This window comes from Streptomyces sp. NPDC127106 (assembly GCF_042677605.1).
GTDB lineage: Bacteria > Actinomycetota > Actinomycetes > Streptomycetales > Streptomycetaceae > Streptomyces.
Genome location: NZ_JBHXTC010000009.1, coordinates 49,071 through 60,234 on the forward strand (window position 1 = coordinate 49,071; position 11,164 = coordinate 60,234).

The window sequence follows — 11,164 nt, forward strand, 5'->3', positions numbered from 1 at the left end:
CTACCGGGCCGTACGGGAGCGGGCCCAGGCCCCGGCGAACTGCTCGTGCGCGGGCAGCACCGGGAGCAGCCGCAGCAGCGGGGCGTGCAGGGTGCTGCCCGAGGCCGACGCCAGGTGGGCGGGGAGCTTGTCGCTCTCCACCGGCAGGTGCGGGGCCTTGAGCTGGGTCCACGGCCCCGGTACGAAGAGCGTGCGCCCGGCGCGGGCCCGCTTGCCGTTCTCCACGGCGCCCGTGGCCAGCAGTTCCGCCCGGGCGGCCTGGTGCCGGGCGGGCGTCCAGCCGTTCCAGCGGCGTACGGCGCGGTCGGTGGGCCGGGCGAGGGCCAGCAGCTGGAGGTACAGGGTCGCGGCATCGGCGCCCGTAGCGAGCGCCCCGGCGACCTCCTCCACCAGCCCGGGGGCGCTGAGCGCCGGGTTGTTCTCGTACCCGCCCTCGGGCACGGGGGTGTCCGAGGCACGGGCCGCGAGCCGGTCGAGCCCGTCGAGGAGCTGCTTCGTCCCGCGCAGCTCCCTCAGCAGCCACGGCCGGGAGTCGGCGGCGGCCAGGGCCTCCGCCCGCGCCAGGAGCCGCGCGTCGGCCAGTGCGGCGGGCCGCAGGAACGTGTCGCCGGCGGGTACGGCGACGACGAACAGCCCGTCGTCGAGGGCGGTGGAAACGGACGTGACCTTCTCCCACAGCGGTTCGGGGCAGGGCCGGACCTCGCCCTCGTACGGGAGGAACGCCGGGTCGGTGGCGGCCGTGGCGGCCAGGTCCTGGAACCCGCCGAGCGGGACGAGCGTTCCCGGGTGGTCGAGCCGGGCCCGCAACCGCCCGTACAGGGCGAGGGCGCCCCGGGCCGCAGGGTCGCCGACCGGGCGCTCGGTGAGCGCCCAGGCGATCACCGACGCGGCCGTGCGGTGCGCGGGCTCGCCGGGGCGGACGTAGCCCCAGACGGACCGCTCGGGCGCGCGGTGCTTGACCACGAGACCCCCGGTGCGGTCGCCGGTCAGGACGAAGCCGGCCTCGCCGAACGGCGCGTCCTCGGGGGCGCGTCCGGCGGGCAGGCTGCGGGCCCAGCCGTCGGGTAGGCCGAGGTCGGCGGCGAGGGCGGTGGCGAGCTCCTCGTCGGCGTAGTCCTCGGCGCCCAGCAGCCCGTTCCAGACGGCGGCCATCCGCTCGGCCGCCGCCGTCGTGGCGGCGGGCTCCCACAGCTCGGCCGGGTCGCCGGGCAGGCCGGCGGCCAGGACCGCGCGCTGCCCGCTCGGCCCGAGCCGGTGGCACAGCTCGCCGTACAGGCGGACGAGGTCCTTGCCGGCGCCGTACGGGGCGGAACCGAGCAGGGCGAGGTGCTCGTCGTGGCGTTCGCGGCCGGGGAAGCCGGCGAGGACCAGGGCCGCGACGGGGACCCGGACCCCGGTCAGCCGGGCGAAGGCCTCGACCGCCGCGGGCTCGACCGACACCGGGCCGCGCTCGGCCAGCAGGGCCGGAAGCCGGGGCAGACGCGCGGCGTCGTCCTCCTCGACCGTGACCCCGGCCGTGTCGCAGGCGCCGTCCGGGGCGGGTGCGGCGGACGGCTGGACGAACCAGGCCGTGCCGCCGCGCACCGTGCCCGAGGCCAGCGGGTGCCCGGCGGCGCGGCAGGCGGCCAGGGCCTCAGGGGTGGCGCGGCCGGTGCGCCAGGTGCTGCCGCGCACGGCGAAGGGCTGACCGCTCCAGGTCTGCAGCAGTGCGACGAGGGCGCCCCGGTCCGGGGCGGGCGTGGTGGCGACGGCGGCGCGCCACGCGACGGCGCCGATCCGGCCCAGCAGGGCCTGCCAGGCGTCGGGGGCGGCGGGCAGGGCCAGGACGCGGGTCTCGTCGTCGATCTCGCCGCGCAGGTGGCGGCCGTCGGCGGCGACGGCCGTGAGCAGGGCGGGCTGCGGTGCGGGGCCCGGGTCGTCGTAGGACCGCCGGTCCGCGGGCAGCAGCCCGTACAGGGCCGGGACCAGGACGCTGTCGGGGATCTCGGCGGGCAGGGTCACCACCGGCCCGGCACGCATCACCGCGACCTTGCGGGACAGGGCGCGCCGGCGCCGGAGCACGTCGGCGGCGAGCACGGCGGCCCGGGCCACACCGGCCGCGATGCGCGCCTCCAACGGGCGGCCGGGCAGGGTGGGCAGGCCGGGCAGGCCGGGCAGGGTGGGCAGGCCGGGCGGGGCGGGGTCCGGTTCGCCGCGCAGGGCGGCGTCGAGGAGGTCCCGTACGGCGGTGTCGGCGACCTCGCGCAGCGCGGCGGAGGAGTCCGCGCAGCGGGGGGTGAGGAAGTGCCAGAACGCGGGCGGCGGAAAGGGGCCGGCCGCGTCCCCGAAACCGGAGGTGCGGTTGCGGTCGGAGCCGGGGAAGCCGTGGGTCTGCCAGAGCAGCGAGTTGTCCTCGGCGGCGTGGGCGCGGAAGGTCTCCTGGCCGGCCAGGACCGCGTCCTCGCCGCCGGACGGCATCCGGAGGACGGCCCAGGGGCGGCGGCCCCAGCGCCGGCTGCGGTACGTGGCGCTGCGCCCGTCGATGCCCTCCAGGACGAACGAGGTGGGCGAGGGGCCCGCGTACGGGGTGCGGTACAGGACGCGGCAGCCGACGAGCCGGCCGTCCTGGCCGAGCGGGGAGTCGGGGGCGCCCGGGGGCAGGGCGGCGAGCGTCTGGAGGTCGCCGAAGCAGCCGGTGCCCGGCGGGAGCGGGGTCGCGGCGTGGAAGTCGGGCAGGTTGCCGAGGTCCCCGGCCCCGGCCCCGGCCCCGCTGTCGCGGGCGGCGGACCCCCGGGGGCCGGGGGCGGCGGCGCGGGCGCCCGTGGCGGGATCGACCGGCGCCCAGCTGCGCGCCGATCCGAACACGTCGGTGGCCCACAGGCGGTGGCCGTCGCTCATCTGGACGTCGTGCGAGCCGATGCCTTCCCGGCCGCCGGGCCGCAGGACGCGCTCGCCGTCGTGGCGGCCGCCGCCGTCCCGGGTCTCGAACTGGTAGCCGAGGCCGCCCTGGATCATGCCGCCGTAGCGGCGCAGGCCGAGCTGCTGCTCCGGTTCGAAGACCTCGTCCGGGCGGTCGGTCCAGAAGGCGAGTTCGCCGAAGGAGCTGCCGTCGCCGCGAACGGTCCAGCTGACGAGGAAATGGCCGCCGACGTAGTGCACGGCATGGGCGGCCGCGTCGTCGGGGAGGCGGAACGTGCAGGAGGCGCGGGTGCCCGCGTGGTCGACGGCGACGGCGCGGTCCCGTCCGTGGACGGTGAGCACGGGCCAGGTGGAGGTGACCCCGGTGACCCCGCCGGGGCCGAAGCCGGCGACGGCCGCCTCCAGGGCGGGCCAGCTCCACTCCTCGGGGAGCCCGGCGCGCAGGGCGCGGGCGAGCGGGCCCGTCAGGTCGAGGCCGGCGAGTGCCTCCTCGATGCCGTCCAGGGCGCGGGCGGTGGGCCGGTCCAGCAGCCCGTCGAGCTCGCGGACGGCTTCGTCGGCCGCGGCCAGGCCGCCGCCGCGCAGGGCGTCGAGGAGGGCCTCGATCCGGCCGTGGACCTCGGCGGTGATGCCCGGGTTGCGGGGGAGGCGGGTGATCGCCGTCCCGGAGCCGCGGAGGCCGGCGTGGACGGTGCCCTCCAGGCGGGGCCCGAAGACCGGGTCGGCGGCGAGCGCCAGCAGGTCGCGCCGCAGGCCGCCGTCGCGCAGGACCAGCGGCACGGCCGGGCCGGGGTCGGTGACGGCGATGCCTTCGGCGAGGCAGGCGTCGAGGAGCTCGGCGTCCAGTCCGGGCCACTGGTAGCGGTCCTCGTGCAGGGTCAGCGGCGCGGCGGCGGCCCGCAGCCGCGGGGCGAGCCGCGACAGCACCTCGAACAGCTCGTCCGGCAGGGGCTGTCGGGTCACGCCGCCTCCGCCGGCGGGGCGGTGCGAGTAGCGCTCCGTGAACCGGCCGAACCAGGCGCCGGGGCCGCCCTGCGGGACGATCCGCCCGGCGACGGCGGCGTCGACCGCGCCGCAGGCGAGGAGCAGCCGCAGCCACGCGGAGCCGTCGCCGCGGGTCTCGGGGAAGAGGTCCAGCAGCAGGGCGTCGGTGGCGTCGCCCCGGGGGTGGGCGGCGAGCAGGTCCCGGGCGGCGTCGAGCAGCCGGTCGGGGACGGACTTGCCCCGGGCCGCACCGAGTACGAGGCCCAGCACGCGGGCCTCCTCGGCGGGACCGAGCCCCGCGCCGCGGGCCGAGAGGCGGACGCGGCGGGCCAGGTCGGCGGGGAGGTCCCCGGGGGACGCGGCCCAGGCGTGCAGGACGCGTACGTACTCCTCGTGCGCGGCGGCGGGCTCCAGACGGTCGGCCAGCCAGGCCTGGTGCTCACCGAGGGCGGCGGCGGGCAGGGCCCCACCGGCGGCGAAGACGAGCACGTTCGCCCGGTGCCAGTCGGGGTCGGCAGCAAGTCCGTGCGCGACTTCGGCAGTTCGGGCCAGGGTGTAGGCGCGGGCGGCGGACCGGGCGTGCCAACTGATGAGCCGGTGGCCGACGGTGTCCCAGAACCAGGGCAGGTGGGCCGGGTCCAGTTCCCGCACGCGCCGCTCCAGGCCGTCGACGAAGCGGCCGGGCTTGTCGTAGGCACGGTGGATGGTGCCGCGCACCTCGTCGAGCAGCCCGTTCGCGGTCTCCTCGGCAGCGGGGCCGTGGGCCCGGGCCCAGTCGGTGTAGGCGGTGGAGGTCCGCGGGTCGGCGGGCGGCGCGATCTGGATCTTCATGCGCCTGATCCTGGCACGTGCATGTGACACCGGCGGAGGCAGCCGGCCACCGGCCACCCGAACCGCCCCTGCACCCCGCCGCGCCCGTACACCCCGGGCCACCGGCACGTGGGCACGTGGGCACATGGGGGCTCCGGCACCCGGGCGCTCCGGTGCTCTGGCGCTCCGGTGCTCCGGTGCTCCGGATCAGTGTGTGTACAGGCGCGGCCGGGGCAGGTACGCGACCGCCACCAGCAGCACGACGGCCGACGCGACCAGCAGCAGCCCGGCCACCGGCCAGCCCGCGTGCATCCAGGACGCGCCCGCCAGGCCCCCCGCGAACATCGCGCCCACCGAGGCCGCGCGGCGCGCCGTCGCAGCCCGCCCGCGGGCGAGGAGGGCGTCGTGGCCGAGGACGGACCCGGCCGTCAGGGCGGTCATGGCCCGGGTGACCAGGGTGGTGGGCAGGTCGGGCACCTGTACCCGAAGACTGGTGACGTTGCGGATGCCGAACGCGGTCGACAGCACGGCGATCGTGGCGAGGTGGCGCGTGGTGGGGGCCCGGTGGACGGGGTGCAGGCCCCAGGCCGTGCCTGCGGCGACCGCCACCAACAGTGCCTCCACCACCAGGGCGATGACGAACCACCGGTGCCGGTCGGCCTCCAGCCGGGTCTCCAGGCGGGCGCCGATCGCGGCCCCGACGACGAACGCGCCGAGCGACACCGTCGGCGCCGCCACGGACAGTCCGCCCTCCCCGACCAGGCCGAAGCCGAGGAAGAGGACGTTGCCGGTCTGCATGGCCGTGAACACGGGCCCGAGGGCGAGCAGGCTGGCCGCCTCCACCAGCCCCGTCGTCACGGTCAGCACGACCATGTACGGAGCCAGCGCCACAGCGGCCTTCGCCTGCACGTCCCCTCCCGGGCCCGGGGCCCCGCAGGGTGACCCGCCCCCAGTGTCGACGCCGCCGACCCGCGCTCCCCGCCCCGTACGACGCGGCGCGCCGCGCATCGCACCTTCGGCGCAAGCACGGTCCCGCGAATGCCGTACAGTGTACGTAGAGAAGGGAGTGGAACCATGCCCATGTCCTCACGACCCGTCAACACACCTGCCTCGAGCACCGCCTGGGTGCAGCCGCCCGGAAAGCCGCCGCTGTCCGCCCGGTTGATGCGGGCCACCTGGCGCGGCCTGCCGGCCAAGCGCCACGACGTCGGCCTGCAGCCGGGACTCCACGTTCCCGCCGCCGACGGCAGCCCGCTCGTCACCGACCACTACTTCCCGCGCGCCGAGGGCGACTTCCCGACGCTCCTCGTCCGCTCCCCGTACGGCAGGGGCCTGCCCTGGGGCCCGATGTACGGCGTGCTCTTCGCCGAGCAGGGCTTCCACGTGGTCCTGCAGAGCTGCCGCGGAACCGGCGGGTCCGGCGGCCGGTTCCACCTGTGGCGGAACGAACCCGCCGACGGCCGGGCCACCGTGGCCTGGCTGCGCGAACAGCCCTGGTTCGACGGGCGCCTCGCCACCATCGGCCCCAGCTACCTCGGCTACGTGCAGTGGGCCCTGGCCCTGGACCCGCCGCCGGAGCTCAAGGCGATGGTCGTCCAGATCGGCCTGCACGACCCCCACGCCCTGTTCCACGCCGGAGGGGTGCTCCACCTGGAGGCCGCCCTCGCGGTCGGCGCCGGCATGACCCACCAGCACCGGGGCGCGGTCCCCTTCCTGAAGGCGACGCTGCGCCTGCACCGGAGCCTGCGCGCCATCACCACGGCGCGGCCGCTGCGCGGGGCGTACGAGTCCGCGCTGGGCGAAGTGCCCTGGCTGGACGAGGCGATGACGCACCCGGACGCCGACGACCCGTACTGGGCCGGCGCGTCCCTCGCCCGTGCCGCGGACCGGACCACCGTACCGACCGGCCTCGTCACCGGATGGCACGACGGCCTCGCGGACCAGGTCTTCGAGCAGTACGGCAGGCTGCGCCGGGCCGGCTGCGAGACCGCCCTCCTCGTCGGCCCGTGGACGCACACCACCGCCCTCCAACAGGGCTGGCCCGAGGTCTTCGCCGAGAGCCTCGCATGGCTGCGCACCCACCTCGACGGCGACCCTGCCGCCGCGCGGCCCACCCGCGTACGGCTCCACGTGGGCGGGGCGCAGCAGTGGCACGACCTGCCCGACTGGCCGCCGGCCGCGCCCGCCGAGGCCTGGTACGCCGCCCCCGACGGCCGACTCACCCCCGACGGCCCCGCCTGCGCCGAGCCGGCGCCGCTCGCGTCCTTCCGCTACGACCCGGCCGACCCCACCCCTGCCGTCGGCGGCCGCCTGCTCTCCCGTACCGCCGGCGCCCGGGACAACCGCCGCCTGGAGGCCCGCGACGACGTCCTGACCTTCACCGGACCACCGCTGACCACACCGGTGGAGGTCCTCGGCCCGGTCACGGCGCGGCTGACGGTGGCCACCGACACCGGCCACTGCGACGTCTTCGCCCGCCTGTGCGACGTGGCCCCCGACGGCCGTTCCACCAACGTCTGCGACGGCGTGGCCCCGGTCCGGGCCGCCCGGGACCGGCCGGCCGAGGTGACCGTGGCCATGAGCTCCACCGCCCACCGCTTCGCCGCCGGCCACCGCATCCGCTGGCAGATCAGTGCCGGCGCCCACCCCCGCTACGCCCGGAACCCGGGAACGGGCGCATCACCCGCCGAAGCCACCGAGTTCACCCCGACCCGCATCACGCTCCACGCCCCGTCGTCCCTCCTCCTGCCCCGCCCCTGAGCCGCCCCGCGGCACCCCGCCCCCGAGCACGGTTGCATCGTTCGCTCCGGCCGACCTGCGCACGCGACCGCAGCGGTTGCCGTCGGAGCGAGCCGCCGGTCGCCCCGGGCCGAGGGGCTAGGGAGACAGGGCGACGCCGAGGGAGTCGGCGGCCATCGGCTTGGGGGCGCCCTCCTCGTAGAAGACGTCGAGGGCGGTGATCACGAAGCCTGCGGCCGTCAGCATGCCGACCGTCGACCGGGTGAGATGGCAACCGCCGAGCAGCCGCTTGTTGACCGGCTCCAGCCGGCGTTGCCAGCGGCGTACGCTCTCGTCCTCCTCCGGGGCCAGCCCGTGCTCCACGAAGTGGAGGGTGCCGCCGGGTCTCAGTACGCGCCGCACCTCGCGCAGGGCGGCGCCGGCGTCGGGGACGGTGCACAGCGTCCAGGTGGACAGGGCGGTGTCGAACACGTCGTCCTCGAAGGGCAGCGACTGGCCGTCCAGCCCGGCCCGCCGTACGGGCACGGGGGACGCCCGGACCCGGTCACGGGCGAGTCGCCACCCGACGTCGGAAGGCTCGATCGCGGCCACGCCGGTGACGGCCGACGGGTAGCAGGGGACGTTGTGCCCCGAGCCGAAGCCGATCTCCACCACTTCACCGTGCAGCCCCGCGCACACGCGCCGCCTCAACGGCCGCGCGGACCTGGCGCCGCAGGCGGCGTTCACGATCCGCGGTACGACCTGGTCCGCGTACCAGCCCATCGCCGCCTCCGTGTCTCTCCTCCAGCATGGCACCGCCACGGCCCCCGAACACAACGGCTCCTGACGGGGGTCCCGGCCGCACCGCACGGGTGTGGCGTTCTCGGGAGGCGGGCCGACCCGTGCTGAAATGCCCGAGGTCCCTCGTGTGCCCGTGGTCGGGAGGCCGGCATGCCCGTTCGATGGTCCGGAGTACTGCGCACCCCGTCCGCCCGGCGGGCCGGCCTGCTCCTCGGAGTGCTCGTCGCGGGCCTGGTCAGCCTGCTCCTCTACGCCAGCCGCTGCCCCGAGCCCGCGGCCGTCCTCGGCTCCGGCCTGATGGTCTTCGGGGCGACGGCGCTGGTGGGTGGAGGCCTCGGCTTCCTCTTCGGCGTGCCCCGGACGGTCTCGTCCGGTACGGCTGCGGCCGGTGACGACGGGGCGGGCAGCGCCGGGATCACGACGTACTACCAGCCCAACACCAACCTGGAACTGGTCTCGGACTGGCTGACCAAGCTGCTCATCGGCGCCGGGCTGACCCAGCTGCCCTCCCTGGCCGCGGCCTTCCGCCGACTGACGTCGACGCTGGCGCCGGCCCTGGGCGGGCGGCCGGACAGCGCCGCCTTCGCCGGCGCACTGGTGGCCGGCTCGTTCGTGTTCGGCTTCCTGTGCGGCTGGCTGGCCACCCGGTTGTACCTCGCGCCCGCGCTGCGCGGGGCCGACCGTCAGGTGCTCGACTACCTCCAGCTGGCGAACCGGGCCGAGGCGGGCGGCGATCACGCCTCCGCCAGGGAACTGCGTACCAGGGCGGCCGAAGCCGTGGGCCAGGTGCAGGCCGCGGCCGAACAGTACGAAGCACTGCGGGCGGTCGCTGCCGGGGGGAAGCGGCCGACTGCGGAGCTGGAGGCACTCGTCTCCGGGATCCGGTCACTCGCTGCCCTGCTGAACCCGGCGGACGTCGACATCCGCAGGCTGTGGGAGTCGGAGACGGAGGGCCAGCGCGTCGTGGCGCTGGCCCTGATGCAGGGCAGGCCCCAGCTGTTGAACCTCGACTTCGTCGTCGAAGCCATCGAGAGCCCCCGCAGCGGCTTCGAGCTGGAGCAGGCCCTCGTCGTGGCGGACGCCGGAGTGCACGAGCTGGACGCGCAGGGTCGGTCGCGGCTCCAAGAGGCCGTGCGAAGCCAGCTGGCCCCGGGCGGCCGGATCACAGCGGGCGGCAACCGCGACCGGCTCGCGCGGCGGATCCTGGAGGCCTAGCGGACGGACGGCCGGGGACTGCGGCAGGCCGGGCCGGCATGACAAATGTAACGGGCAGTCAATGTGTCCGTTCCTCCCCGAGGTTGACACGCGACGGCGGGCAGCTCGTCCCGGTGGAGGACGAAGCAGGCGGAACGCGCCGGAAGAATCGAGGTGTTCGTGATCGCCAGGCCCGTGACCCGGGCCGTTGCCCCAGGAGCCATCCGTGGACCACCCCCACCCCGGCCGTCCCCGCCCCCGCAGGCTGCTCCGCACCGCGGCGGCGAGTGCCGTCGCCGTCGCCCTGTTCGCCGGTCTCGCCCCCGCCGCGGTCGCCGCGCCCGCCACGGGCCCGAACCCGGCAGCGGCCGTCGGACCGGCCGCCGGCCGCCTCGACCGCGCGGAGCTCGACAAGAAGCTGCGGGCCATCCACGAGGCCGGCATCTACGGCGCCTACTCGACGGTCCGGGACGGGCACACCCGCTTCGACGGGGCGGCAGGCCTCGCGGACGTGGACACCGAGCGGCCGGTCCGCCCGGACTTCCGGCACCGCGTCGGCAGCGTGACCAAGACCTTCACCGCCGTCGCCGTGCTCCAGCAGTCCGCCAAGGGCCGGATAGGCCTCGACCGGCCGGTGGGCGACTACACGCCCGAGCTGCTGCCCGGCGAGCGCGGCCGCAAGGTGACCGTACGCATGCTGCTCAACCACACCAGTGGCATCAACGACTACATCGGGGACGCCTTCCCCTCCCTCCTCAAGGGCACCACCGAGAGCCTCGACGACCACCGGTTCCGCACGGTGCGCCCGGCCGAACTGATCGGGTACGGGGTGGCTCGCCCGCAGCTCAACGAACCCGGGGCCGAGTGGCACTACTCGAACACCAACTACCTCATCCTCGGCGAGATCCTGCGCAAGGTCACGGGCCAGGACCCGGAGCGCGTGATCACCCGGGACGTGATCCGCCGGGCGGGCCTGAAGAACACCTACTTCCCCGGCACCGACCCGAAGATCAGCGGCCCGCACGCCCGCATGTACGAGAGCTTCTACGGGCTGATCGACCCGCCGCGCGACTACAGCGACTACAACATGACCTGGGCGGGCACCGCGGGTGCGCTCGTCTCGACGACGCAGGACCTCACCACCTTCTACCGGGCCCTGCTGAAGGGCGACCTGCTGCCGCGGACCCAGCTCGACCAGATGCGCACGACCGTGGACGTCAAGGACGAGAACGGGAAGGTCGGCACGCGCTACGGCCTCGGCATCTACTCCATCGACACGCCGTGCGGGCCGGTGTGGGGCCACGACGGCGGCGTCTTCGGTGCCGGGACGTGGGCGCTGTCCACGCCGGACGGCAAGCGGCAGTTCGCGATCGGCTACAACCTGATGAAGTACCAGCGCCTCAACGAGGCCGGCACGGCCTTCCTCGACCACCCGGCCGACGCCGCGCTGAGGGCCTTCAAGGACCAGGCCCTGTGCGGCACCACGGCACCGGCGCCGGCCGCCCCGGCCCCGGGAGCCCCCGTACCGGCACCCGCCCCCGCGCCCGACGTCGAGGAGCGCCCGGCGGCGCCGGGCGCGCTCGTCGACGCACCGGCGGTGGTCCTGACCGCCCCGCGCCTCGCCCAGCAGCGCTGACACCCGTCCCGCACCCCGGGGGGGGGGGGCGGGGGGCCCCCGCCCCCCCCCGGGCCGGGGGGGGGGGGGGGGGCGCCCCCCCCCCCCCCCCACCCGGAGAAAAGAGAGACCCCCGCCCCAGAG

At 76.5% G+C, this 11,164-nt stretch carries 6 protein-coding genes; 3 read left to right on the forward strand and 3 right to left on the reverse strand.

Going from position 1 to position 11,164, the window contains the following annotated elements; all coding sequences use genetic code 11:
- Complete coding sequence (locus tag ACFVGY_RS11715; RefSeq protein WP_385674663.1) at positions 1-4,713, reverse strand: hypothetical protein; 4,713 nt, start codon at positions 4,711-4,713, stop codon at positions 1-3.
- A gap of 186 nt (positions 4,714-4,899) precedes the next feature.
- Positions 4,900-5,601, reverse strand: coding sequence for a YoaK family protein (locus ACFVGY_RS11720; protein WP_385674667.1), 702 nt, complete (start codon positions 5,599-5,601; stop codon positions 4,900-4,902).
- A gap of 255 nt (positions 5,602-5,856) precedes the next feature.
- Between ACFVGY_RS11720 and ACFVGY_RS11725 the strand changes: the two genes are divergently transcribed.
- Positions 5,857-7,452 carry a CocE/NonD family hydrolase gene (locus ACFVGY_RS11725; protein ID WP_385674915.1) on the forward strand — a complete coding sequence of 532 codons (1,596 nt, stop codon included), beginning with the start codon at positions 5,857-5,859 and terminating at the stop codon, positions 7,450-7,452.
- 117 nt (positions 7,453-7,569) lie between these two features.
- On the opposite strand, the gene ACFVGY_RS11730 is transcribed toward ACFVGY_RS11725, so the two are convergent.
- Positions 7,570-8,193: a class I SAM-dependent methyltransferase gene (locus ACFVGY_RS11730; protein ID WP_385674671.1), complete on the reverse strand. Its 624-nt coding sequence runs from the start codon at positions 8,191-8,193 to the stop codon at positions 7,570-7,572.
- A gap of 168 nt (positions 8,194-8,361) precedes the next feature.
- Here ACFVGY_RS11730 and ACFVGY_RS11735 point away from each other — a divergent pair, with 168 nt between their 5' ends.
- A complete protein-coding gene (locus ACFVGY_RS11735; protein WP_385674674.1) occupies positions 8,362-9,426 on the forward strand; it encodes a hypothetical protein in 1,065 nt (354 codons plus the stop codon).
- A 205-nt stretch (positions 9,427-9,631) separates the two neighbouring features.
- Positions 9,632-11,041 carry a serine hydrolase domain-containing protein gene (locus ACFVGY_RS11740; protein ID WP_385674677.1) on the forward strand — a complete coding sequence of 470 codons (1,410 nt, stop codon included), beginning with the start codon at positions 9,632-9,634 and terminating at the stop codon, positions 11,039-11,041.
- Positions 11,042-11,164: the final 123 nt, after the last annotated feature.